Origin of the sequence: Pseudomonas peradeniyensis (assembly GCF_014268935.2) — a bacterium.
GTDB classification, from domain to species: Bacteria; Pseudomonadota; Gammaproteobacteria; order Pseudomonadales; family Pseudomonadaceae; genus Aquipseudomonas; species Aquipseudomonas peradeniyensis.
On record NZ_JABWRJ020000005.1, the window covers coordinates 506,803 to 531,464 of the forward strand.

Sequence of the window (24,662 nt, forward strand, 5' to 3'; positions counted from 1 at the left end):
GCCTGACGATTCCCTGCCCCCCGGTGGTGCGCACCGATGAACATCGACTCTCGATATGGCGTGATTACCGTCGTTGACGAGCCCACCTACACGTTCGACTCCACAGACAATATCCGGTGTTATGCGCGGGAAATCATCCTGGGCGACGATGGCGTGTCATCGGTTCATGGCGTGATGCTGGACGACACCGGCCTGCTGGTGTTCGGTACCGGCGGGGGCGGGACAGGAGTACATGCACGTTCGGCACTGGTGATCGACGATAAGCTGCTAATAGCGGTGGGCAACCAGGTTGCCTGCGTGTCGCTGACCCCTCCCCATGACCTGCTTTGGTCGCGCAAGGTGGATCTGGCGACGTGCTTCGGTCTCTATTGGGCAGCGCGGCAGCGTGCTCTGATTTCGTACGGCGAGCTGGAAATCACAGGTTTGTCTCTTGAGGGCGACGTTATCTGGAAGGCCATGGGTGCCGACATCTTCACCGGGCGCTTTCAGCTGGCGCCTGAGCATGTGGAGGTCGTGGATTTCTACGACACCCTCTACCGTTTTGATGTGGTGACGGGGGAGGCATTGAAAGGCAGTTGATGCATGGGACCGGTTATATGTCCTGATGCAATCCTTCTGCGTCCTGCCAGTACAGGGTTCGCTCGAATTGAAAGCTGATCACGAAGCGTGAGCCTGTCCGCGCAATGGCATTGGCAATCTTGTCCAGATCCGCCATGGGTGAATGTTCCTGCGGCCCAGGTCCTTTGATCCTGATGCTGGCGCGCATGGCGACACTGAAGTCGAGCTGTTTGGTGTCCTCTGCATAGAGGGTGTGGTCGGTGATGACGAGGTCGGCGGTCAGCGTCAGCCATGACGCGAAGTAGGCTTCCAGGCTGTCGCTTGTACGCGTGACTTCAATCGCGCCGGCTGCTTGCAGGGCGTTTGCCAGTGCCGCTGCGTCAAGCGCTGCGTCAGCTTCCAGGAACAGATCAAGGCTCAATGACGTTACCCTCGGTCGACGCTTCGAAGCGCTGGGCGACCCAGCATTCTTCCCCCAGGTGCAGAAAGGCTCCACCCAGCCGCCATAGCTCGAAGTAGGCGGTAAAGTCGATGTCCAGTGCAATGAGCGGGGCGGCGATGTACCAAGCCAGCCCATAGTCCGCCGCGATGCCGTACCAGGCCTCGAACAATGCGTAGTCGGCGGCGGTATGGCAGTCGGCGGCTTCGCGAACCGCATCCCCCAATGCTTCGCTGGCCCAGGTGCCCGGTATATCGAAGTTGTCGATAGCCTTGAGGTCGGCCATGGGCTTGCAGATCACCCGCGCATTGCGGGTCAGGGTCATCAGCTCTGAATCGCCCGTCCGCTCGAAAAAGTCGGCCTGCACATCCAACCATCGCCGGGTAGCGGCTGCCAGTTGTTCTGGCGTGCCTCGTTGCGTGGGGAGCAGGTACAGGTGGGGAAGCGTGCCGGCAGCCAGCACTTCCAACGTGCGCCTGGCCAGTTCGGAGGCGTGCTTGAAGCCTTCGAGGATGGTGGCCACCTCGTGGGGCCGGCCATGTTCCTTGAACAGCGCGATGAACTGGGATTTATCGATATCGCTGCGGCCTTCGACCAAGGCGCGCCAATCATCCAGCAGGGAGGTGTCCATTCGGCTTCCTTGGTTATGGGCGCGGGCATTGTGCATCGCGCTTCGGTTGTTGCGCCAGGGAACGAGCGCCGGGTTCGGGCCTCGTTGAATGGACCGCTCCTGTCGGTTGCGGGAGTTTTCTCCTTTAATCGATAACCAGCTCCCAAACGCCACTGGCATGCTCGATCCGCTCACCCGGCAACCGGATGCGCTGGTTGGCGCTGTAGTCATGGAAGGCGCGGGCCTTGCCGATCAGCGACAGGTCCAGTGTCACGCTATGCCGCGACTCACCGCGCCCGGCCTCGAACAACGTCCGGCCATACGGGTCCACCGCCAGGCTCGCCCCCACGAACACGCAGCCATCCGGCCCATCGCCCACGCGGTTGGCGACCACGGCGAACACCTGGTTCTCCATCGCCCGGGCCATCACCGACACCCGATGCACATGATCCTCCGGTTCGGCCAAGCCATCGGTGATCAGCATCAACTGCGCGCCCAAGGCCTTCAGCGCCCGTGCCGTCTCGGGGAACTCGCTGTCGTAGCAGATCAACAGGCCCAGGCGCACGCCGCGCCATTCGACGGTGGCGAAACGGTCGCCCGGTACCACGATGCCGTGCTCCGGCAACCACAGGTGGGTCTTGCGGTAGGTGAGCAGGATGCCTTCAGGGGCGATGAACAGGGTGGTGTTGTAGAACGTGCCGCCGTCGTTCTCGTACAGCCCCAGCACCACCGCGACATTGTGCTGGCGCGCCGCCGCGACCACTGCCTGCACGGCATCGCCATCAATGGCTTCGGACAGCATGCCGACGTCGTCCTCAGTGAGAAAACCGGTCAGGTGCGACTCGGGAAACAGCAGGATATCGGTGTCCGGCGCGCACTGGCCCAGGGCCTCGAGGATGCCGCGCAGGTTGTGGGCGGTGTCGCCGTCGCGGGTTGTCGTCTGTACCACTTCGATCTTCATGGGCAATCCGTCTCGCTGGGCCCGACCCTTCCGCGGGCGAGTGACATTTGCGAAGGGTGGTGCAAGTATGAAAACAATCACTGGCAAAACAATCACTTCGACGGGTTAACCCGGGGGTAGGGCATGAGCTTGAGCCTGCAGGATCTTTCGTGGCACCAGGGTGTGGGCCAATGCATCGAGCACCTCGACCGGCCGAGCTTCTGGCGCACCCTGGCCACGCTGCTCGGCGACTTCGTCGAGGTGGATACCTGGGTGGCGCTGCTGTTCAGCCACGACAAGCCGTTGATCTTCGACCAGAGCCCCTACGAGCGCGAGGGCATCGACCCGCTGGTGAGCGAGTACGCCAACGGCCTGTACCTGCTCGACCCGTTCTACATCAGCAGCCGCGAGCGGCCGCTGACCGGCCTGGTGCGCCTGGCCGACGTGGCCCCGGAGCAGTTCCAGCAGACCGACTACTACCGCCTGTACTTCACCCACAACGTGGTCGCCGATGAGGCGCAGTTCAACCTGGCCCTGGGCGATGGGCGCACGCTGTGCCTGTCGCTGGGCGGGCGCTCACGTTTCGACGCCCAGGCCATCGCCCAGCTGGAGCTGGTACGCCCCTGGCTGATCGGCCTGCTGCGCCAGCGCCTGCACTTCGAGCAACTGCCCGAGCGCGCACCGGCCAAGCCCGCGCTGGGCCTGGCCCAGGGGCGCGACGAGGCACGGCGGCAACTGGAGTCGGTGCTCACGGCGCGGGAGCTGGACGTGGTGCGGTTGATCCTGTCGGGGCATTCGAACAAGGAGACGGCCATCAAGCTCAAGCTGTCGGCCGAGACGGTGAAGGTCCATCGCCGCAACGTGTACCGCAAGCTGGACGTGAACTCCCAGAGCGAGCTTTTTTCGCTGCTGTTCCTGGCCGGTGAAGACCTCGCCAGCCTGCAACCGGCGTCGTGATTCCCCCGCGCCATTACCCCCAGGTTAATCCTTCGACGTTATAGGAATCCGCACCGGGATCCGCATACTGGCCCTGCACCTTGTAGGCGCGGGCTGGCCCCGCGATCACCGGCAAAGCCGGTGCCATCCCCCGAGTAACTTGCTGTGCACGCCGTCCCTGCGCCCCTATGCAGCCAGACCGGCTGGGCAATTTCCTAGAACAATCACAAGAGGATGACCCATGGCTCATTTCGCTCACGGCCCGGCCCGTGGCATCGCCCCTGCGCGCCAGGAGGCCACCCATGCCTGACGCCACCCCCGCAAAACTCTCCCTGACCTCCCTGACCGTCTTCGGCCTGGCCTACATGTGCCCGAGCCTGGCCATGGTGATCTTCGGCGTGATCTCCGAACGCAGCGACGGCATCGCCCCCAGCGCCTTCCTGCTGGCCACCGGCGCCATGCTGCTGTCGGCCCTGAGCTACGCCAAGCTGTCGCGCCTGTTCCCGGTGTCCGGCTCGGCCTATTACTACGCCAAGCGCCTGCTCGGTCCTGGCTGCGGCTTTGTGGTCGGCTGGGCGGTGCTGCTGGCCTACCTGTTCATGCCCATGGTCGCCTGGCTGCTGCAGTCGGTGTTCCTCAACGCCCAGTTCCCGCAGGTGCCCACCTGGGGCTGGTTGCTGATCAACATCGGCCTGACCACGGCGGTGACCGTCAGCGGCATGACCCTGACCGACCGCTTGAACAAAGTGCTCACGGTCCTGAGCGTGGCCCTGGTGCTGCTGTTCATTGGCTACTGCCTGCGCTATGTGGCCGGCCAGCCCCAGGTCGGCTTCACCCACCCCGTATGGAACGAGCACAGCACCTTGACCGGTCTCACCGCCGCCGCCGCCATCGCCGCCTATTCGTTCCTCGGGTTCGACGCCGTGACCACCCTGGCCGAGGAGGCCGAGCAGCCCAAGCGCGACATCCCCCGGGCGGTGCTGCTGGTGATCAGCGTGGGCGGGCTGTTGTTCACGGCGGTGGCCTACCTGATGCAACTGAGCCACCCCGGCGGCCAGTTCGCCGACCCAGAGACTGCGACCTACGCGCTATCGATCGAGGTGGGCGGGCAGTTCTTCGCCGACTTCGTCAACCTCGGCGGCATCGTCGCCGGCTTCGCCTCGTGCCTGGCGGTGCAGGTCAGTGCCAGCCGCTTGCTGTACTTCATGGGCCGCGAAGGCGTGCTGCCGCCGCGTTATTTCGCCAAGCTGCAGGGCAGGGCGCGAACGCCGGTGTTCAACCTGCTGCTGATTGCCGGGCTGGGGTTGATCGGGATCGGCGCGGATGTGAGCTCGGCCGCTTCGCTGATCAACTTCGGCGCGTTCCTGGCGTTTGCGGCGGTGAATGTGTGCGTGATTGCGTACTACCGGCGTGAGCGGCGCAAGCAGCGGTTGAGTGGGGTGGGGTTCGTGGTGTTTCCGCTGCTGGCGATTGGGGTGAACCTGTATCTGCTGTCGCTGTTGAGCACGGTGGTGATACTGGCCGGGGTGGCTTGGCTGGTGTGTGGCGGGTTGTACCTGATGTGGCTGACGGCGGGGTTCAGCAAGCCCACGCCGGGGCTGATGGAGGTCGAGACCTGAAAGCGGAGCGTCGAAGTCAGGTATCTCGTGGGAGCGAGCCTGCCCCGCGATCAACTGAGATCGAAATAAAACGAGGCATGGCGAGCTATGCCTCAAGCTCCACGACTGAACCCGGCCATGAACTTCTCCATATCGCTTTTGACATCGTTCGCGTTTGCAGTGACTTCTTCAAAAATACTCTTCATAAGCCCATATCCCTGTTCTTTTTCAGAGACTGAAAATGGCGTGGAGCGCGTACTGCCATTCAGGCGGAACCAGAATGTGTTGATATCGCGGTCTGGGTCGTAATCAGAGGAGATGATCAAGGTGATTTCTTCGTGAGAAGCAACGAAGCTACCACCCTCGCCAATGCCCCATTGCAAGTCGCCATTTTGAGTATGGGTCAGGACGAATTGCATAAAGCGTTCGAAGTGAGATGGAATCATGCAGGGTCACCTATGTATTCATTTTTTGAAGCCGAATGCATCAGCAGGTCATCTTGCATTCGCTTCAGTGTGTCGATGGTCAGTCTATAGGGATTGTCGGGCGCCCCGGGGTTAGGTTTGGGATACTGGCTTCCCGCATAGTTGGGATTGGTTTTGGTCTTGAGCACTCGGGATTGCACCAGATGCTCGTAGCTATTCAGGATGTTCAGGTTTTCTCGGTAACGATCAGGTATCCCGGCTTTTGAGAATGACGAGATGTAGCCTTGTTTGATCCGGGTGATAAAAATGACTGAAACGGCTTTCTTATTATACAGGTCGCTCAGTGCGGAATTTATTATTTCAATGCAGGCTTGGACTTCATGATGTTCCATTTGACGCTTGAGCCTGTTGTGTGAAGCCTCGGCAACGCGAGCCATTTGATGAGCCACTGAGCCATTGCGTACAATTTCGCATATGGCAACAATCAAGCCGTACAGCGTTAACCAGAATCCCAGGAAGCCCAAGGTGTTGACGTCAGTGTCATGCAATGCTGGGTATTTTTGTGCAGTGAAAAGTGCACCTGCTGTGAGGAGAACCAAGATAGCTATGTACACCAATCGGCTTAAGGGGTTTCCTTTCATGGGGGAGTTCCATTGTTTGTACTGTGCCGGGCCGAACAGGAAAACTGATTATAGTGGCAGGGCAAACTGTGCAGCTGCCCGATAGCGTGACTCGGTGTGTCAGTGCTTTCCCAAACAGCCATGGGGTGGCGCTTCTGCCGTGTCCACCCTCATACAAATCTCCAGAAGTGGCATTGTGCCGCGAAGGGCCGCAGGCTATTGCCGGGGCTGCTACACAGCCCTTTCGCGGCACAAGGCCGCTCCTACAGAGTCCGCATGTACCTAGAGGTCAGTGCTTCATCCCCAACTCCGCATCATCCATCAGCGCCTTGGCCAGCGCGCTCAGGTAATACGACGCCCAGATCAGCTGAGGCTTGTCCTCCATGATCCCGGTGATGGTCAGGTCGCACACGCAGCCCATCAACTCCGAAGCCTGTTCCCGAGCGTGCTGGCAAGGGATGCCGGGTTCGATGCAGAACAGCGGGTCGGTATGCCCTTCACCCTGGTAGAACTTGGTCTTGCCCACCGTGGTGTGGGGCGTGGTGTCGTCTGTGCTCATGGCTCAATCTCCCTGAAATGATCGGTGCCTGGGCTTGCGCAATCGCGGGACAAGCCCGCTCCCACGGGTACATGTATCACGCCGCATGTGGGGTGCTGCGCGTGGATCGCAGCGATGGATCACAGCGTGTTTGGATTACAGCGTGGGAGCGGGCTTGCCCCGCGATTGCGTCAGCCCAGCCAACAAATGACTTAAGCCCTAGTGCAAAGTCCGAGGCTCCACCTGCGGCATCTGCACCTGAATCAACGCCGATTCGAGCAGCACCCGCAGCGCCTCCATTTCATGCATCGCAGCCAGGACCAGAATCGACACGGGCGACTTGGGATGCAGCAGAACAGCCTGATGCGCCACGGTCTGCGCGCAGAGGGCGTACTCCGTGGCCTGGATGATGGTGTCTTCGAGGGAGTGGTGGTTGTGAGGTGGATCTGGAACGATCTTTAACATAGCAACTTCCCTTTAGTGGTGCGGCCACCTGCCTGCTGTCAAACAGTAGGGTGGCAGCTGTACGTGGGTTGACAGACCGGCGGAAATTGCAAGCTCCGGCGCACGCAAGCGTGCCCGCACGTACAGCTGCCATAAGGGCTGCTGCATGCAATTTGCCGCGGCGGCCTGTCAAAGCCGATCGCTGATTTCAGCGACTTGCCGAGACTAAGGTGATGCAGGAGCAGTCGCAACGGAAAAAAGCGATAAGAGAATATTTGGGAAATGGACTACAAGGAAGGGGATAAAACTGAATCTTAAGCGCGGGGCAGAGCTCTGCTGGCACGGCAGTTGAAAAGTCATGAGCAGATTTGCTTTTAAAGCCGCTGGTGGAGTCGGTTAAAGATTGCAGTAGGGTATATTATGGAGCTATTGAGTTTTCACTCGTGGCTGTGTTTTTCTGGTTTTGCGCCTGCTTGTATTTATCTTTGTCTTAGCTGTTGCAGGGTGTCGAGGTCTGACTGGTCTGTGAATACGCAAAGGTCTCTGTTAAAGTCTTTGTGGTCCATGTCGTGCCATCTGCACAGGCGAATTTCAAAACTATTCAGTAATTCAGCTCCGATCGAGGCCAGTGCTAAGCCATGTAGATGAAATCTGATCTCTTTTCCAGTTTCACAGAATCTAAGTTTACGCATTAATGTGATTAGTTGATATAATAACATCGATGTTTCGTCTTTGCCTACAAAGGTGAGGTAATCTTCTTTTGATATTTTTTTGTGTGGTTGGGTTTCTTCAAGCGTGTCTAAAAATCTTCGCATTCCGTGATGCGAAGAGATGATGTCCTTGATTTTTTCGCATAAGAATACCCCATGGTTTCGAGAGGTCTGCAGCTTTTGCCAGTCCATCTGATCTAAGTGTATGACTGCTTGAAGTCTAAGTTGCCGATAAATCATGTAAAGTGTTAGCGCAGAAAGTATGGGTGCATAGATTCCTCCTAGCGCGCTCCCCATTTTTGCCCAGTCGTCATGCGTTTTCCATATTCCGATCCCGAATTGCCAGGCATAAATTGCTATAGGGGTAAGTAGAATTATTCCAAAAATAATAAATGTATTCCGGGTGCCCATTTTTCTAAGCGATATCAAGGTGCTTGCCCTTATGGCTGTCTGTTAAGTCGTTTGGTAATACTTCATTTGATCTTTACTGAACTAGGTTTTGGTTGTTGCCTCCAAGAAACGCCGCCTCCAATAACTGCCTCGTATACCCATGCTTCGGCTCATGAAATATCGCCCCCGCATCCCCCTGTTCCACCACCTGCCCATGCTTGATCACCATCAACTGATGACTCAACGCCTTCACCACCGCCAGGTCATGACTGATAAACAGATAAGTCAGGTTGTACTTAACCTGCAAATTCCGCAAAAGCTCAACCACCTGCCGCTGCACCGTCCGATCCAGCGCCGAGGTCGGCTCATCCAGCAAAATCAGCGCCGGCTTCAACACCAACGCCCGAGCAATCGCAATCCGCTGCCGCTGCCCGCCAGAAAACTCATGGGGATACCGATGCCGCGTCCTCGGATCCAGCCCCACTTCCTCCAACGCCGCAATAATCGCCGCTTCCTGCTCAGCCGGCGTGCCGATCTTGTGAATCCGTAACCCCTCGCCAACGATATCCGCCACGCACATGCGCGGGCTCAGGCTGCCAAAGGGATCCTGAAACACCACCTGCATTTCCCGCCGCAGCGGCCGCACGGCCTTCTGGTTCAGCCCCTCAAGATTCTGCCCATGGAAGCGAATGCCGCCTTGGCTGGAAATCAACCGCAGGATGGCCAGCCCCAAGGTGGACTTGCCCGACCCACTCTCGCCAACGATCCCCAGCGTCTGCCCCTGTGGCAGGCTGAAGTTCACCCCATCCACGGCCTTCACATGGTCCACGGTCCGGCGCAGCAGCCCCTTCTTGATCGGGAACCACACCTTCAGGTCCTTCACCTCCAGCAACGGCGCCCCTTCGGCATTCGCGGCAGGCGCGCCGCTGGGCTCGGCGTTGATCAGCATCTGCGTATACGGATGCTGCGGCTTGCTGAACAGCGTGGCGCAATCGGCCTGCTCGACGATCTTGCCGCACTGCATCACGCACACGCGGTGGGCGATGCGGCGCACCAGGTTGAGGTCGTGGCTGATCAGCAGCAGGGCCATGCCGAGGCGCGCTTGAAGTTCCTTGAGCAGGTCGAGGATCTTCAACTGCACGGTCACGTCGAGCGCCGTGGTGGGCTCGTCGGCGATCAGCAGTTCGGGCTCGTTGGCCAGGGCCATGGCGATCATCACCCGCTGGCGCTGGCCACCGGACAGCTCATGGGGCAGGGCTTTCAGGCGCTTCTTCGGCTCGGGAATACCAACCAGCTCCAGCAGCTCCAGCGTGCGCGCCGTGGCGGCCTTGCCGGTCAGCCCCTTGTGCAGCAACAGGATCTCGTTGATCTGCTTCTCGATGCTATGCAGCGGGTTCAGCGAGGTCATCGGCTCCTGGAAGATCATCGCAATGCGGTTGCCGCGAATGCGCTGCATGGGCTTCTCGCCCAGGTGCAACAGGTCCTTGCCGCCGTACTGGATGGTGCCGCTCGGATGCCGGGCCAGCGGGTAGGGCAGCAGGCGCAAAATCGAATGGGCGGTCACCGACTTGCCCGAGCCGCTTTCGCCGACCAGGGCCAGGGTCTCGCCCTTGCGGATGTCGAAGCTGATGCCGTCGACCACGCGGTTGACCTGCTCGCCAGTGACGAACTCCACCGCCAGGTCGCGGACTTCGATCAGGGTGTCTTGGCTCATGTCATTTCCTCGGGTCGAAGGCGTCGCGGGCGGATTCGCCGATGAATACCAGCAGGCTCAGCATCACCGCCAGCACGGCGAAGGCGCTGATGCCCAGCCAGGGGGCTTGCAGGTTGGACTTGCCCTGGGCGACCAGTTCGCCCAGCGACGGCGAGCCTGCAGGCAGGCCGAAGCCTAAGAAGTCCAGGGCGGTGAGGGTGCCGATGGCGCCGGTGAGGATGAACGGCATGAAGGTCATGGTCGAGATCATGGCGTTGGGCAGGATGTGGCGGAACATGATCGGGCCGTTGCGCATGCCCAGCGCGCGGGCGGCGCGCACGTATTCGAGGTTGCGCCCGCGCAGGAACTCGGCGCGCACCACGTCCACCAGGCTCATCCACGAGAACAGCAGCATGATGCCCAGCAACCACCAGAAGTTGGGCTGCACGAAGCTGGCAAGGATGATCAGCAGGTACAGCACCGGCAGGCCGGACCAGATCTCCAGGAAGCGCTGGCCGGCCAGGTCGACCCAGCCGCCGTAGAAGCCCTGCAAGGCGCCGGCGATCACGCCGACGATGGAGCTGGCGATGGTCAGCGTCAGGGCGAACAGCACCGAGATGCGGAAGCCGTAGATCACCCGGGCCAGCACGTCGCGGCCCTGGTCGTCGGTGCCCAGCAGGTTGTCGGTGGAAGGCGGCGCGGGGGCCGGCACCTTCAGGTCGTAGTTGATGCTCTGGTAGCTGTAGGGGATCGGCGCCCACAGCACGAAGGCGTCCTTTTTTTCCAGAAGCTCGCGGATGTACGGGCTCTTGTAGTTGGCCTCCAGCGGGAACTCGCCGCCGAAGGTGGTCTCGGGGTAGCGCTTGAAGGCGGGGAAGTACCACTCGCCGTCGTAGCGCACGGCAATCGGCTTGTCGTTGGCGATGAACTCGGCGCCCAGGCTCAGCACGAACAGCACCAGGAAGATCCACAGCGACCACCAGCCGCGGCGGTTGGCCTTGAAGCGCTCGAAGCGCCGACGATTGAGGGGGGACAGGGCCATGTCAGTGCTCCCGGCTGGCGAAGTCGATGCGCGGATCGACCAGGGTGTAGGTGAGGTCGCCGATCAGCTTCACCACAAGACCGAGCAGGGTGAAGATGAACAAGGTGCCGAACACCACCGGGTAGTCGCGGTTGATCGCCGCTTCGAAACTCATCAGGCCCAGGCCGTCGAGGCTGAAGATCACCTCGATCAACAAGGAACCGGTGAAGAAGATGCCGATGAACGCCGAGGGGAAGCCGGCGATCACCAGCAGCATGGCGTTGCGGAACACGTGGCCGTACAGCACCCGCGAGCGGCTCAGGCCCTTGGCCTTGGCGGTGACCACGTACTGCTTGTTGATCTCGTCGAGGAAGCTGTTCTTGGTCAGCAGGGTCATGGTGGCGAAGTTGCCGATCACCAGCGCGGTGATGGGCAGCACCAGGTGCCAGAAGTAATCGAGGACCTTGCCGGTGGTGGAAAGCTCGTCGAAGTTGTTGGAGGTCAGCCCGCGCAACGGGAACCAGTCGAAGTAGCTGCCGCCGGCGAACAGCACGATCAGCAGGATGGCGAACAGGAACGCGGGGATGGCGTAGCCGACGATGATCGCCGAGCTGGTCCATACGTCGAAATGGCTGCCGTGGCGCACGGCCTTGGCGATCCCCAGGGGGATCGACACCAGGTACATGATCAGCGTGCTCCATAGCCCCAACGAGATGGACACGGGCATCTTCTCGGCGATCAGGTCGATGACCTTGGCGTCGCGGAAGAAGCTGTTGCCAAAGTCCAGTTGGGCGTAGTTCTTGACCATGATCCACAGCCGCTCGGGCGCCGACTTGTCGAAGCCGTACATGCGCTCGATCTCGGCGATCAGTGCCGGATCCAGCCCTTGCGCGCCGCGGTAGTTGGAGCCGGCCACCGAGACTTCGGCGCCGCCACCGGCAATGCGGCTGGTGGCGCCGTCGAAGCCTTCGAGCTTGGCGATCATCTGCTCGACCGGGCCACCAGGGGCGGCCTGGACGATGATGAAGTTGATGATGAGGATGCCGAACAGGGTCGGGATGATCAGCAGCAGGCGCCGCAGGATATAGGCCAGCATGTCAGTGGGCCTCTTCCACGGCGGGGGCTTCGCTCACGGCAGGCGTGACGTCGGGCTTGATCCACCAGGTGTCGATGCCGATGTCGTACTTGGGTGACACGGCGGGGTGGCCGATGTGGTTCCAGTAGGCCACGCGGGAGGTCTTGATGTGCCAGTTGGGGATCACGTAGTAGCCCCACAGCAGCACCCGGTCCAGGGCGCGGCAGTGGTCGACCAGGCTCTGGCGCGAATCGGCGTTGATCAGCTGTTCCACCAACTGGTCGATGGCGGGGTCGCGCAGGCCGATGAAGTTGCGGCTGCCGGGGTTGTCGGCGGCGGCGCTGTTCCAGTATTCACGCTGCTCGTTGCCGGGCGAGTTCGATTGCGCGAAGCCGCCGACGATCATGTCGTAGTCCCGCGAACGCAGGCGGGTGATGTACTGCGATACGTCCACGCGGCGGATCTCGAGGTTGATGCCCAGGTCCGCGAGGTTACGCTTGAATGGCAGCAGCACGCGCTCGAACTGGGTCTGGGCCAGCAGGAACTCGATGCTCAGCGGCTTGCCGTCCTTGTCGACCATCTTGTCGTCGACGATCTTCCAGCCGGCGTCCTGCAGCAGCTTGTAGGCCTGGCGCTGCTGGTCGCGGATCATGCCGCTGCCGTCGGTGACGGGGTTGCGGAAGGCGCCGTTGAACACCTCGTCGGGCACCTTGCCGCGCAGCGGTTCGAGGATCTTCAGCTCGGCGGGCGAGGGCAGGCCGCTGGCGGCCATCTCGGAGTTCTCGAAGTAGCTGCCGGTGCGAGTGTAGGCGCCGTTGAACAGCTGCTTGTTGGTCCACTCGAAGTCCATCAGCAGGCTGATGGCGTGGCGCACGCGGATGTCCTGGAACATCGGCTTGCGCAGGTTGAAGATGAAGCCCTGCATGCCCACCGGGTTGCCGTTGGGGATCTCTTCCTTGATCAGGCGGCCGTCGCGCACGGCGGGCACATCGTAGGCGGTGGCCCAGTTCTTCGCGCTGACTTCCAGGCCGTAGTCGAACTGGCCGGCCTTGAGGGCTTCGAGGGCGACGGTGTTGTCGCGGTAGGAGTCGAAGGTCATCACGTCGAAGTTGTAGAAGCCGCGGTTGATCGGCAGGTCCTTGGCCCAGTAGTCCCTCACCCGCTCGTAACGGATCGAGCGGCCGGCCTTCACCTCGGCGACCTTGTACGGGCCACTGCCGAGCGGAATTTCCAGGTTGCCGCGGTTGAAGTCGCGGTTTGCATACCAGTGCTTGGGCAGCACCGGCAGTTGGCCGAGGATCAGCGGCAGCTCGCGGTTGTTGCTGTGCTTGAACTTGAACAGCACCTTCAGCGGGTCTTCGGCGACCACTTCGGCGACGTCGGCATAGTACTGGCGGTACAGCGGCGCGCCGTCCTTGATCAGGGCGTTGAAGGTGAACACCACGTCCTCGGCGCGCATCGGGTGGCCGTCGTGGAAGCGCGCCTCGGGGCGCAGGTAGAAGCGCACCCAGCTGTTGTCGGGGGCCTTTTCGATCTTGCCGGCCACCAGGCCGTACTCGGTGAAGGGCTCGTCCAGGCTCTGGCGCATCAGGGTGTCGTAGATGCTGCCGACGTTGTCGGCGGGCACGCCCTTGTTGATGAACGGGTTGAGGCTGTCGAAGCCGCCGAAGCTGGATTGGCGGAAGGTGCCGCCCTTGGGCGCGTCGGGGTTGACGAAGTCGAAGTGCTTGAAGGTGGCCGGGTATTTCGGCGCTTCGCCGTACAGGGTCAGGGCGTGTTGCGGGGCGGCCACGGCCGGGAGCGTGAGGCAGGCCAGCAGCAGGCTGGCGGCCAGGCGGCGCAGGGTCGGCGTCATTTGGCTTTCTCCGAAGTCTTCTTGATCCACCAGCTGTTCAGCCCGAGGGTGTAGGGCGGCGTGGTGACAAAGGCGAACCGGTTGCGGTAGGCCAGGCGGTGATTGTCGAGGTACCAGTTGGGGATCATGTAGTACTGCCATGAGAGCACGCGGTCCAGGGCGCGCGCGGCGGCGATCTGGTCATCGCGGCTGCGGGCGGCGAGCAGGGTGTCGAGCAGGTGGTCGACCACCGGGTCCTTCACGCCAGCATAGTTCTTGCTGCCCTTGGTGGCGGCCTGGCTCGAATGGAAATACAGCCACTGTTCGAGGCCCGGGCTCAGGGTCTGGTTCAGGGTCATCAGGATCATGTCGAAATCGAACTGGTCGAGCCGTTGTTTGTACTGGGCGCGGTCGACGGTGCGCAAGCGCGCATCGATGCCGATGCTGGCCAAATTTTCGACATAAGGTTGCAGGATGCGTTCGAGGTTCGGGTTCACCAGCAGCAGTTCCATACGGAATGGCTGGCCCTTGCCGTCCACCAGGCGCTGGCCGTTGAGCTTCCAGCCGGCCTGGGCGAACAGGTCGAGGGCCTGGCGCAGGGCCGCGCGGCTGATGCCGCTGCCGTCGGTGTGGCTGACCTGGTAGGGCTGGGTGAACAGCTTTTCGGGCAACTGGTCGCGGAACGGCTTGAGCAGCAGCCACTCCTTGCCGGTGGGCAGGCCGCTGGCGGTGAACTCGCTGTTGGGGTAGTAGCTGGTGGCGCGCCGGTAGGCGCCGTTGAACAGGGCGCGATTGGTCCATTCGAAGTCGAGCATCAGGCCCAGCGCCTGGCGCACCCGTGGGTCGCTGAACGCGGCACGGCGGCTGTTCATGAACAGGCCTTGGGTCTGCGTGGGGATCTGGTGCGGGATCTGCGCCTTGATCACCTCGCCCCGGCGCACGGCGGGGAAGGTGTAGCCGTTGGCCCAGTTCTTCGCCTGGTGCTCGATATAGATGTCGAACTCACCGGCCTTGAACGCTTCGAAGGCCACGGTGGCGTCACGGTAGAACTCGTATTCGACGCGCTTGAAGTTGTACTTGCCGCGGTTCACGGCCAGGTCCTTGCCCCAGTAGTCCTTCACCCGTTCGAACACCAGGCGCCGGCCCGGTTGCACCTCGCTGATGCGGTAGGGGCCGCTGCCCAGCGGCGGCTCGAAGGTGGTGGCCTTGAAGTCGCGCTTTTCCCAGTAGTGCTTGGGCAGCACCGGCATCTCGCCCAGGCGCAGGATCAGCAACGGGTTGCCGGCGCGTTTGAACACGAAGCGGATGCGCAGCGGACCGAGGATGTCGACCCGGGCCACTTCCTGCAGGTTGGTGCGGTAGATCGGGTGGCCGTCCTTGAGCAGGGTGCGGTAGCTGAAGGCGACGTCGGCGGCGGTGATCGGCACGCCGTCGTGGAAGTGCGCTTCGGGGCGCAGGTTGAACACCACCCAGCTGCGGTCCTCGCTGTACTCGACGGAACGGGCGATCAGGCCGTAGCTGGAAGTGGGCTCGTCGCCGGAGGGGTCGTACATGCCGGTGCCAACCATCAGCGGCTCGTTGAGCTCGTTGATGCCGTACTGCAGGAAGTTGGGCGTGGTGACCGGGCTCGAGCCCTTGAAGGTGTAGGGGTTGAGCGTGTCGAAGGTGCCGAAGGCCATGGCCCGCAAGGTGCCGCCTTTCGGGGCTTGCGGATTGACCCAGTCGAAGTGGGTGAAGCTGGCCGGGTACTTGAGCGTGCCGAACTGCGCGTATCCGTGGCTTTCGCTCACCATCGCGACGGCGGGGAAGCTCAAGGCCAGGCTGAGAGACAGCAGGAGGGGACGTATCAAGTCGGCATCCGATCCAGAAGGCGTTGGGCTTGGTTCGGGGTACAGTAACAGCTTGTCTGGAATGGAAAAAGGGTAGGGCGCGGGGCTTTGCTTCAGCCTTCAAAGCATCGCGGGGCAAGCCCGCTCCCACGCCAGGTCACGATCGGCGTGGGAGCGGCGGTTCGCCGCTGCGACTTGCCCCGCGATTGGGCTGTCAACGCGACAGGTAGACGGTCAGCGTCTGCCCCGGCTTGAGCGCATGCCCGCTACGCGGGTTCCAGCGCTTGAGGTGTTTCATCTCGACGTTGAAACGCTTGGCCACCAGGTAGTACGAGTCGCCCTTGCGCACCTTGTACTGGGTGGAGCGTTGCTTGGCATCGGCCACGCGGTTGGCCGCCGCGCTCGGCGCGTTGCCGCCACGCAGGGCCAGCACCTGGCCGACCTTGAGGCTGTTGCCGCGTAGGCTGTTCCAACGCTGGATGTCCTTGACCGCGACACGGTTGGCCTTGGCGATGCTGCCCAGGTTGTCGCCACGCTTGACCCGGTAGCTGCGTGCGGCCGGTGCCTTGGCATCGGCCAGGGCGGCCTGGAACACGGCCTTGTTCGGCTGCAGGGCGACCAGTTCCTCGGGCTTGAGGTTGGACATGCGGTCGCTCAGCAGCTGCGCCTTGGCGGTGGGCACCAGCAATTGCTGCGGGCCATCCACGGTCATGCGCTTCTTGAAGGCGGGGTTGAGCTGGATCAGCTCGTCTTCGTCGATGTCGGCGAAGGCCGCGACGCGGGACAGGTCGAGGCGGTCGTTGATGGCGACGGCTTCGAAATAGGGTTCGTTGGCGATCGGGTTCAGGTTGATCCCGTAGGCGGCCGGGGTGTTGACCACCTGCGACAGGGCCAGCAGCTTGGGTACGTAGTCGCGGGTTTCCTGCGGCAATGGCAGGTTCCAGTAGTCGGTCGGCAGGCCCAGGCGCTCGTTGCGCTCGATGGCGCGGCTGACGGTGCCTTCTCCGGCATTGTAGGCCGCCAGGGCCAGCAGCCAGTCGCCGTTGAACATGTCGTGCAGGCGGTTCAGGTAGTCCAGCGCGGCGTTGGTCGAGGCGGTGACGTCGCGACGGCCGTCATAGAAGTTGGTCTGGCGCAGCTTGAAGTGACGCCCGGTGGACGGGATGAACTGCCACATGCCGGCGGCGTGCGCGCGGGAGTAGGCCATCGGGTTGTAGGCGCTCTCGATGGCCGGCAGCAGGGCCAGCTCCAGCGGCATGTCGCGTTCTTCGAGGCGCTCGACGATGTAGTGCAGGTAGAGGCTGCCGCGCTCGCCGGCGTTCTCGAGGAACGACGGGTTGCTGGCGAACCACAGGCGTTGCTGTTCGATGCGTGGGTTGACGTCCATGCCGTCCTGCAGGGTGAAGCCCTGGCGCATGCGTTCCCAGACGTCCTGTGGCGGCGCTTCCTTGGGCTTGACCACCAGCGGCGCGGGCTTGTGCTTGATCCGCGCCTGGTAGTTGTGCGCGCGAACGCTGTCCGAATCGTCGAGCTGACGGGTGCTCTGGCAGCCGACCAGGGTGGCGGCCAGCGCCAGTGCACTGATCTGTGCCAGTCGCGTCAGGGCGACCGAATGAGCGGTTCTGCGGCTAGGGGAAGACATCGGCTGGAACGGTTATCCGGGCAAAAAAGTTGGGCGATTCTAGAAACCGGCCCCGGCCGGGTCAACCTTTGGGCTTATGTCACGATATATCTTGAGGTTATCAGAACACGTCCTTCCAAGACCTCAAGGCAGCAAAAACAGTGGCTTGGGTGGGGTTGGAATGTCCCTTCCATTCGTCTGCTTTTTGTTTAACGAATGTTTCAGCGGTACGCAAAAACGGGTTGGTCAGGCGCTCGAGGCCGATGGTGGAGGGCAAGCTGATGCGATTGTCGGCGCGCAGGCGGGTAACGTCTTCGAAGCGTTGCAGAACGTGCGGGTTTTCCGGTTCCACGGCGCGGGCGAAGCGCAGGTTGCTCAGGGTGTACTCGTGGGCGCAGTACACTTCGGTCTCTGCGGGCAGCGCGGCCAGGCGCTGCAGCGAGTGGTGCATCTGCTCGGGCGTGCCTTCGAACAGGCGGCCGCAGCCGGCGGCGAACAGGGTGTCGCCACTGAACAGTAGCGGCGTAGGCGATTGCGCAGTGTAATAGGCGATGTGCCCCAAGGTGTGGCCGGGCATGGCCATGACTTCGAAGGTCAGGCCCAGTGCCTGGACCTGCGCGCCGTCCTCCAGGGCAACGTCGCGGGCCGGGATGCGTTCGCTGGCCGGGCCGTAGACGGTGGCGCCGCTGGCCTGCTTCAGGGCTTCGACGCCGCCGACGTGGTCATGGTGGTGGTGGGTGACCAGGATCGCCTCCAGCGCCCAGTCGGGATGCTGGCCGAGCCAGGCGAGCACCGGCCCGGCATCGCCGGGATCGACCACTGCGCAGCGGCGATTGGCAGTATCCTGTAACAACCAGATGTAGTTGTCGTTGAAAGCGGGTAGGGCATCGATCTGTATCATGTGCGGATCCGTATCGCCAAGCCTGGACATTGGGGGCATCTTAGCCGCGATGGCGCGGCCGGAGAACCTTCGAGGGAGAACGCAATGACCGACCAAGCCTTCGCCCAGGCCGACCCCGACTGGGTCGAGCTCATCAGCCTGGCCCGCGACTGGTTCAGTGGCCCGCTTGGGCAGTTGATGCTCAAGGAAGAGGAAAAGTTGCTTGAAGAAGAGCTGCGACGGTTCTTCGGTGGCTACCTGGTGCACTACGGCCCCTGCGCCGAACCCCCGCCCAATGCGCCACAGGTGCAGCGCAACGTGCGCCTCGGTGCGCCGTTGCCGGGGGTGGAGATCGTCTGCGAGGAGCAGGCCTGGCCGTTGTCGGAGCATGCCGCCGACGTGGTGGTGCTGCAGCATGGCCTGGACTTCAGCCTGTCGCCCCATGGCCTGCTGCGCGAGGCGGCCAGCGCGGTGCGCCCGGGCGGTCACCTGCTGATCGTCGGCATCAACCCGTGGAGCAGCTGGGGCCTGCGGCATTTCTTCAGCCAGGGCGCCTTGCGCAAGGCCCGCTGCATCTCGCCTTCGCGGGTCGGCGACTGGCTCAACCTGCTGGGCTTCGCGCTGGAGAAACGCCGCTTCGGGTGCTATCGTCCGCCGCTTGCCTCGCCGGCCTGGCAGCAGCGTCTGGCCGGCTGGGAGCGGGTGGCCGGGGGTTGGCAGAGCGCCGGGGGCGGCGTCTACCTGCTGGTGGCGCGCAAGATGGTGGTCGGCCTGCGGCCGCTGCGCCTTGAACGCCGCGAGCCGATGGGCAAGCTGCTGCCGCTGCCATTGGCCAAGGTCAACCGCAGCGCCACCCACCCCGATTCCGAAAAGCACTGAACACGAGTGGTACATGAGCGATAGCGTCGAGATCTACACCGATGGTGCCTGCAAGGGCAATCCCGGCCCGGGCGGCTGGGGCGTCCTGATGGTTTTCAAGGGCGTCGAGAAGGAACTGTGGGGCGGCGAGCGTGAGACCACCAACAACCGCATGGAGCTGATGGCCGCGATCGAGGGCCTGAAGGCGCTCAAGCGCGAGTGCGAGGTGGTGCTGACCACCGACTCCCAGTACGTGATGAAGGGCATCAACGAGTGGATGACCAACTGGAAGAAGCGCGGCTGGAAAACCGCCGCCAAGGAGCCGGTGAAGAACGCCGACCTGTGGATGGCCCTCGATGAACAGGTCAACCGGCACAAGGTGACCTGGAAGTGGGTGCGCGGGCATATCGGCCACCCGGGTAACGAGCGGGCTGACCAGTTGGCCAATCGTGGGGTCGACGAAGTACGCGCCCAGCGTTGATTGTGTTGCGGGCCATCGCGGGGCAAGCCCGCTCCCACAGGGTGAGCACTGTATGCGTGGGAGCGGGCTTGCCCCGCGATGGCCGCAAAGCGGCCCCGATTTCGGTATACTCCCACCCCGAATTCAAGCACCGCCAGTTGGAGTCCCCGCGTGGAGCAGCAGCAAGACAAACGGTTCGTCATCCTCGACACCGAGACCACCGGCATGCCGGTGGCCGAAGGCCACCGCATCATCGAGATCGGTTGCGTCGAGGTCGTGGGCCGGCGCCTGACCGGGCGGCATTTTCACGTCTACCTGCAGCCTGACCGCGACAGTGACGAGGGCGCGATCAACGTCCACGGCATCACCGACGCCTTCCTGGTCGGCAAGCCGCGTTTCGGCGATGTGGCCGAGGAGTTCTTCGAGTTCATCCAGGGCGCCACCCTGGTCATCCACAACGCGGCGTTCGACGTCGGCTTCATCAACAACGAGTTCGCGCTGATCGGCCAGCAGGACCGCGCCGACATCTCACAGCACTGCCCGATCCTCGACACCCTGATGATGGCGCGCTCGCGCCATCCGGGGCAGCGCAACAGCCTCGATGCGCTGTGCAAACGCTACGGTATCGACAACTCTGGCCGTGAACTGCACGGCGCCTTGCTCGACTCGGAACTGCTGGCCGACGTCTACCTGGCGATGACCGGCGGCCAGACCAGCCTGTCGCTGGCGGGGGATGGCGCGCAGGGCGAGGATGGGCAGGCCAGTACCGGCAGCGAGATCCGTCGGATTACCGGCCGTGCGGCAGGTAAGGTGATCATGGCTAGCGAGGAAGAGCTCGAGGCCCATGCAGAGCGCTTGGCGGCCGTCGCGAAGTCAGCCGGTGGGCCGGCGATGTGGCAGGCGTTGACCGAGCCGACCGCCAGCTGATCTAAAGAAAGTACCGGCCCTATCGCGGGGCAAGTCGCAGCGGCGAACCGCCGCTCCCACGCCAGCCCTTGATAACTTTTTAAGGGCTGGCGTGGGAGCGAGCTTGCCCCGCGATGGCATCAACTACCCTGAGGGAAAAGCCCGCAGAGGTAGCCGCCCGATGTACAAGGACCTCCAGTTCCCCATCCTCATCGTCCACCGGGCGATCAAGGCCGACAGTGTCGCCGGCGAACGGGTGCGCGGCATCGCCGACGAACTGGCCAGGGACGGCTTTGCCATCCTCGCCGCCGCCGACCAGGCCGAGGCGCGCCTGGTGGCCGCCACTCACCACGGCCTGGCCTGCATGCTGATCGCCGCCGAGGGTGTCGGCGACAACAGCCGCCTGCTGCAGAACATGGCCGAGCTGATCCGCCTGGCTCGGCTGCGCGCACCCAACCTGCCGATCTTCGCCCTGGGCGAGCAGGTCACTCTGGAAAACGCCCCGGCCGAGGCCATGGGTGAGCTCAACCAGCTGCGCGGCATCCTCTACCTGTTCGAAGACACCGTGCCCTTTCTCGCCCGCCAGGTGGCACGGGCCGCGCACAGCTACCTCGACGGCCTGCTGCCACCGTTCTTCAAGGCCCTGGTGCAACACACCGCGCAGTCGAACTATTCCTGGCACACGCCGGGCCACGGCGGCGGCGTGGCCTATCACAAGAGCCCGGTGGGGCAGGCATTCCACCAGTTCTTCGGCGAGAACACCCTGCGCTCGGACCTGTCCGTGTCGGTGCCCGAGCTGGGTTCGCTGCTCGACCACACCGGCCCCCTGGCCGCCGCCGAGGCGCGGGCGGCGCGCAACTTCGGCGCCGACCATACCTTCTTCGTCATCAACGGCACCTCCACCGCCAACAAGATCGTCTGGCACGCCATGGTCGGGCGCGGTGACCTGGTGCTGGTGGACCGCAACTGCCACAAGTCGGTGGTGCACGCGATCATCATGACCGGCGCCATCCCCCTCTACCTGAGCCCGGAGCGCAACGAGCTGGGCATCATCGGGCCGATTCCGCTCAGCGAGTTCACCCCGGCGTCGATCCAGGCGAAGATCCAGGCCCATCCGCTGGCTCAGGGGCGGCCGGCGACGATCAAGCTGGCGGTGGTCACCAACTCCACCTACGACGGGCTGTGCTACCACGCCGGGCTGATCAAGCAGACCCTCGGCGCCAGTGTCGAGGTGCTGCACTTCGACGAGGCCTGGTTCGCCTACGCCGCCTTCCATGAATTCTTCGCCGGCCGCTATGCCATGGGCACGCCACGCGGCGATGAAGGGCCGCTGCTGTTCAGCACCCATTCCACCCACAAGCTGCTGGCCGCCTTCAGCCAGGCGTCGATGATCCATGTGCAGGACGGCGCCTCCCGCCAGCTGGACCGCGACCGTTTCAACGAAGCGTTCATGATGCATATCTCCACCTCGCCGCAGTACAGCATCCTCGCCTCGCTGGACGTGGCCTCGGCGATGATGGAAGGCCCGGCCGGGCGTTCGCTGCTGCAGGAGATGTTCGACGAGGCTCTGAGCTTTCGCCGGGCGCTGGCCAACCTGCGCGAGCACATCGCCGTCGACGACTGGTGGTTCAGCATCTGGCAGCCGCCACAGGCCCAGGGCGGTGAGCGCCTGGAGGCGGCGGACTGGCTGCTGCAGCCGGGTGCCGAATGGCATGGCTTTGCCGAACTGAGCGACGACTACGTGCTGCTTGACCCACTCAAGGTCACCCTGGTGATGCCCGGGGCCGGTGGCGGCGCGGGCGAGCAGGGCATTCCGGCTGCAGTGGTCAGCAAGTTTTTGTGGGAGCGGGGGCTGGTGGTGGAGAAGACTGGCCTGTACAGCTTCCTGGTGCTGTTCTCGATGGGCATCACCAAGGGCAAGTGGAGCACGCTGCTCACCGAACTGCTGGAGTTCAAGCGCCACTACGACGCCAATACCGCGCTGGCCGACTGCCTGCCCAGCGTGGTAACGCCGCAGCCTTCACGCTACCAGGGGCTGGGGCTGCGCGACCTGTGCCAGCAACTGCATGCCTTCTATCGTGGCAATGCCACGTCCAGGCAGCTCAAGTTGCTGTTCACCCGTTTGCCCGAGGTGGCGATGACGCCTGCCGAGGCCTATGACCGGATGGTGCGCGGGGAGGTGGAGGCGGTGCCGATCGAGCAACTGCTGGGCCGGGTCGCGGCGGTGATGCTGGTGCCGTATCCGCCGGGAATCCCCTTGATCATGCCGGGCGAGCGCTTCACCGAGGCGACCCGCTCGATCCTGGTCTACCTGGATTGCGCCCGGGCCTTCGACCAGGGCTTCCCGGGCTTCGTCGCCGACGTGCATGGCCTGCAGCGCGAGGGGACGCTGTACACCGTCGATTGCGTCAAGGAATGCGGATGATCTCGACGCCGGTCTGGGCCAGCTCGAAGCGGTCGTCGCCCAGGTGGTTGACGCGGTCGCCGATGGCCAGCCGATAGCTGGTGACCGGCGCGCCGAGGGTGCTGCCGTCGGCCTGCAGGGTGGATTCCTGGAATTCGTGGACGGGGTAGATACGGCCTTCGGCGTCGCGGGCGTGGAACTGGCCGACCATTACTGCTGCCATTTAGGTGGAAACCTCTGAATCGTGTAGGAAATGTCTGTAGGCATAGACCAGTGAAACGCCCGGGAAGTTTTCAGCCGAATGGAAAAAAACCGGGAAGCCGAGGAACGGTCATCTATAACTAACTGGTCCCATTCCCAGAGCAGAGGTTGCAAAACGCCATGAGCCAGGTCTATTCGGTTGCGGTTGTCGTCGGCAGCTTGCGCAAGGAGTCCTACAACCGCAAGGTGGCCCGCGCGCTGTCTGAGCTGGCGCCGTCCAGCCTTGCCCTGCGGATCGTCGAGATCGGCGACCTGCCGTTGTACAACGAAGATGTCGAGGCCGAGGGCGCCCCCGAGGCGTGGAAGCATTTTCGCGACGAGATCCGCCGTAGCGACGCAGTGCTGTTCGTCACCCCGGAGTACAACCGTTCGGTACCGGGCGGGTTGAAGAATGCCATCGACGTGGGATCGCGGCCCTATGGGCAGAGTGTGTGGGGCGGCAAGCCGGCGGCGGTGGCCAGCGTGTCGCCGGGGGCGATCGGCGGGTTCGGCGCCAATCATGCGGTGCGCCAGTCGCTGGTGTTCCTCGACATGCCGTGCATGCAGATGCCCGAGGCGTATATCGGCGGGGCGGCGACGCTGTTCGATGACAGCGGCAAGCTCAATGACAAGACCCGGCCGTTCCTGCAAGGCTTTATCGACAGGTTTGCATCGTGGGTGAAGCTCAATCGGGCAGTTTGATCTCCAAAGGCATCGCGGGGCAAGCCCGCTCCCACGCCAGACGACATGTATGCTGGGGCGTGGGAGCGGGCTTGCCCCGCGATGTTTTTCGACATCATGCGCTCTGCGGCATCTCCCCCTTGGCCAATCGCCGATTGATATCGGCAATCACCTCGGGCAACTCGTTGATGGTATCGATCAAGTAGTGCGGCCGCGATGCGGCGAACATCCCATGGATCCGCTTGCGCTCGCTCTCCAGTTTCTCCGTGCTCAACGCCCGGTAGCCTTCCCAGGTCAGCCCCAGGGCATTGCCCGAGCACACCAGCGCCACGGTCCACATCCCGGCGCGGCGGCCTTCGAGAATCCCCGGCACGGTGTCGTCGACCTTCACGCAGGCAGCCACGTCATCGATGCCCAGGGCAATCACGTTGGCCAGTGCCTGGGCTGGCCACGGGCGACCATTCGGCGTCTCGTCGGTGGCCACCACATGGTCGGCCACGTAGCCGTTCTGCGCGGCCAGTTCGACCACCTTGTCCATCACCACCTTCGGGTAGCCCGAGCAGGAACCGATCTTCAGGCCGTCCTTGCGCAGCCCGGTCAGGGTGTCCAGGGCGCCGGGGATCAGCGCCGAGTGCACGGCGATCTTCTCGATCTGCAGCGGCATGAAGCGCTCGTAGATGGCTGTGACGTCGTCGTCGGTCGGCGTGCGGCCGAACACCTTGCGGTAGCGCTCGGCGATCTCCGGCACGTCGCACAGGGTGCGGATGTGGTCCCACTTGCCCATGCCCATCGGGCCACGGGCTTCTTCGATGGACACCTGCACGTCGAACTCGGCGAAGGCTTCGACGAAGATCTGGGTCGGGGCGAACGAGCCGAAGTCGACCACGGTGCCGGCCCAGTCGAGGATGGCGGCTTGCAGCTGGGTGGGGTTGCTGTAGTTCATGTGCGCGTT

At 63.0% G+C, this 24,662-nt stretch carries 25 protein-coding genes; 8 read left to right on the forward strand and 17 right to left on the reverse strand.

The genetic code is table 11. From position 1 onward, the window contains the following. Window positions 1–36 precede the first annotated feature (36 nt). Window positions 37–579, forward strand: coding sequence for a hypothetical protein (locus HU751_RS26440; RefSeq protein ID WP_186733920.1), 543 nt, complete (start codon window positions 37–39; stop codon window positions 577–579). 13 nt (window positions 580–592) lie between these two features. On the opposite strand, the gene HU751_RS26445 is transcribed toward HU751_RS26440, so the two are convergent. The 3 genes from HU751_RS26445 to HU751_RS26455 all read right to left on the reverse strand — a co-directional run bounded on the left by HU751_RS26445 (window position 593) and on the right by HU751_RS26455 (window position 2,568). After that, window positions 593–979: a hypothetical protein gene (locus tag HU751_RS26445; protein WP_186733921.1), complete on the reverse strand. Its 387-nt coding sequence runs from the start codon at window positions 977–979 to the stop codon at window positions 593–595. Next, entirely contained in the window at window positions 969–1,628 is a 660-nt protein-coding gene (locus HU751_RS26450) for a hypothetical protein (protein ID WP_186733922.1), read from the reverse strand. Before HU751_RS26450 ends, HU751_RS26445 begins: the two co-directional genes overlap by 11 nt. Before the next feature lie 124 nt (window positions 1,629–1,752). Further along, a complete protein-coding gene (locus HU751_RS26455; RefSeq protein WP_186733923.1) occupies window positions 1,753–2,568 on the reverse strand; it encodes a carbon-nitrogen hydrolase family protein in 816 nt (271 codons plus the stop codon). Between the two features lie 123 nt (window positions 2,569–2,691). On the opposite strand from HU751_RS26455, the gene HU751_RS26460 reads away from it, so the two are divergent. Together HU751_RS26460 and HU751_RS26465 are read left to right on the forward strand one after the other, a co-directional pair. Further along, entirely contained in the window at window positions 2,692–3,504 is an 813-nt protein-coding gene (locus HU751_RS26460; RefSeq protein ID WP_186733924.1) for a LuxR C-terminal-related transcriptional regulator, read from the forward strand. A gap of 281 nt (window positions 3,505–3,785) precedes the next feature. Beyond that, entirely contained in the window at window positions 3,786–5,102 is a 1,317-nt protein-coding gene (locus HU751_RS26465) for an APC family permease (RefSeq protein WP_186733925.1), read from the forward strand. Between the two features lie 92 nt (window positions 5,103–5,194). Here HU751_RS26465 and HU751_RS26470 read toward each other — a convergent pair whose 3' ends face one another. The 12 genes from HU751_RS26470 to gloB all read right to left on the reverse strand — a co-directional run bounded on the left by HU751_RS26470 (window position 5,195) and on the right by gloB (window position 18,182). After that, window positions 5,195–5,527, reverse strand: a complete 333-nt coding sequence (locus HU751_RS26470; protein ID WP_050704964.1) for a hypothetical protein — start codon at window positions 5,525–5,527, stop codon at window positions 5,195–5,197. After that, the gene (locus HU751_RS26475; RefSeq protein WP_186733926.1) at window positions 5,524–6,147 is read right to left on the reverse strand and encodes a hypothetical protein; all 624 of its coding nucleotides are present in this window, start codon (window positions 6,145–6,147) and stop codon (window positions 5,524–5,526) included. Before HU751_RS26475 ends, HU751_RS26470 begins: the two co-directional genes overlap by 4 nt. Before the next feature lie 268 nt (window positions 6,148–6,415). Then, window positions 6,416–6,685, reverse strand: coding sequence for a DUF3077 domain-containing protein (locus HU751_RS26480; RefSeq protein WP_186660501.1), 270 nt, complete (start codon window positions 6,683–6,685; stop codon window positions 6,416–6,418). A 198-nt stretch (window positions 6,686–6,883) separates the two neighbouring features. Continuing rightward, a complete protein-coding gene (locus HU751_RS26485) occupies window positions 6,884–7,129 on the reverse strand; it encodes a hypothetical protein (protein ID WP_102683700.1) in 246 nt (81 codons plus the stop codon). A gap of 458 nt (window positions 7,130–7,587) precedes the next feature. After that, on the reverse strand, window positions 7,588–8,229 hold the full coding sequence (locus HU751_RS26490; protein WP_186733927.1) for a hypothetical protein: 642 nt from the start codon (window positions 8,227–8,229) through the stop codon (window positions 7,588–7,590). 73 nt (window positions 8,230–8,302) lie between these two features. Then, window positions 8,303–9,922, reverse strand: a complete 1,620-nt coding sequence (locus HU751_RS26495; RefSeq protein WP_186733928.1) for an ABC transporter ATP-binding protein — start codon at window positions 9,920–9,922, stop codon at window positions 8,303–8,305. A gap of 1 nt (window position 9,923) precedes the next feature. Further along, window positions 9,924–10,943 (reverse strand): ABC transporter permease, encoded by a 1,020-nt coding sequence (locus tag HU751_RS26500; RefSeq protein ID WP_028690523.1) that lies wholly within the window; start codon window positions 10,941–10,943, stop codon window positions 9,924–9,926. Between the two features lies 1 nt (window position 10,944). After that, a complete protein-coding gene (locus HU751_RS26505) occupies window positions 10,945–12,018 on the reverse strand; it encodes a microcin C ABC transporter permease YejB (RefSeq protein ID WP_011534684.1) in 1,074 nt (357 codons plus the stop codon). A gap of 1 nt (window position 12,019) precedes the next feature. Continuing rightward, a complete protein-coding gene (locus tag HU751_RS26510; RefSeq protein ID WP_186733929.1) occupies window positions 12,020–13,852 on the reverse strand; it encodes an extracellular solute-binding protein in 1,833 nt (610 codons plus the stop codon). Beyond that, window positions 13,849–15,681 carry an extracellular solute-binding protein gene (locus tag HU751_RS26515; RefSeq protein ID WP_202892798.1) on the reverse strand — a complete coding sequence of 611 codons (1,833 nt, stop codon included), beginning with the start codon at window positions 15,679–15,681 and terminating at the stop codon, window positions 13,849–13,851. Before HU751_RS26515 ends, HU751_RS26510 begins: the two co-directional genes overlap by 4 nt. Before the next feature lie 193 nt (window positions 15,682–15,874). Further along, window positions 15,875–17,302 carry a lytic transglycosylase domain-containing protein gene (locus tag HU751_RS26520; protein ID WP_186733930.1) on the reverse strand — a complete coding sequence of 476 codons (1,428 nt, stop codon included), beginning with the start codon at window positions 17,300–17,302 and terminating at the stop codon, window positions 15,875–15,877. A 100-nt stretch (window positions 17,303–17,402) separates the two neighbouring features. Beyond that, window positions 17,403–18,182, reverse strand: coding sequence for a hydroxyacylglutathione hydrolase (gloB, locus tag HU751_RS26525; RefSeq protein WP_186733931.1), 780 nt, complete (start codon window positions 18,180–18,182; stop codon window positions 17,403–17,405). An 84-nt stretch (window positions 18,183–18,266) separates the two neighbouring features. Here gloB and HU751_RS26530 point away from each other — a divergent pair, with 84 nt between their 5' ends. From HU751_RS26530 to HU751_RS26545, 4 genes are all read left to right on the forward strand, one after another. After that, window positions 18,267–19,040, forward strand: a complete 774-nt coding sequence (locus tag HU751_RS26530; protein ID WP_186733932.1) for a class I SAM-dependent methyltransferase — start codon at window positions 18,267–18,269, stop codon at window positions 19,038–19,040. Window positions 19,041–19,053: 13 nt separating this feature from the next. Beyond that, the gene (gene rnhA, locus HU751_RS26535; protein WP_028690529.1) at window positions 19,054–19,500 is read left to right on the forward strand and encodes a ribonuclease HI; all 447 of its coding nucleotides are present in this window, start codon (window positions 19,054–19,056) and stop codon (window positions 19,498–19,500) included. A gap of 150 nt (window positions 19,501–19,650) precedes the next feature. Further along, entirely contained in the window at window positions 19,651–20,406 is a 756-nt protein-coding gene (gene dnaQ / locus HU751_RS26540) for a DNA polymerase III subunit epsilon (protein WP_186733933.1), read from the forward strand. Between the two features lie 160 nt (window positions 20,407–20,566). After that, entirely contained in the window at window positions 20,567–22,810 is a 2,244-nt protein-coding gene (locus HU751_RS26545; protein WP_186733934.1) for an Orn/Lys/Arg family decarboxylase, read from the forward strand. Here HU751_RS26545 and HU751_RS26550 read toward each other — a convergent pair. Beyond that, entirely contained in the window at window positions 22,794–23,012 is a 219-nt protein-coding gene (locus tag HU751_RS26550; protein WP_028690532.1) for a hypothetical protein, read from the reverse strand. The genes HU751_RS26545 and HU751_RS26550 overlap by 17 nt on opposite strands. A gap of 158 nt (window positions 23,013–23,170) precedes the next feature. Here HU751_RS26550 and HU751_RS26555 point away from each other — a divergent pair, with 158 nt between their 5' ends. Next, window positions 23,171–23,731, forward strand: coding sequence for an NADPH-dependent FMN reductase (locus HU751_RS26555; RefSeq protein WP_062363610.1), 561 nt, complete (start codon window positions 23,171–23,173; stop codon window positions 23,729–23,731). A 94-nt stretch (window positions 23,732–23,825) separates the two neighbouring features. Here HU751_RS26555 and phnX read toward each other — a convergent pair whose 3' ends face one another. Continuing rightward, complete coding sequence (gene phnX, locus HU751_RS26560) at window positions 23,826–24,653, reverse strand: phosphonoacetaldehyde hydrolase (RefSeq protein ID WP_186733935.1); 828 nt, start codon at window positions 24,651–24,653, stop codon at window positions 23,826–23,828. Window positions 24,654–24,662 lie beyond the last annotated feature (9 nt).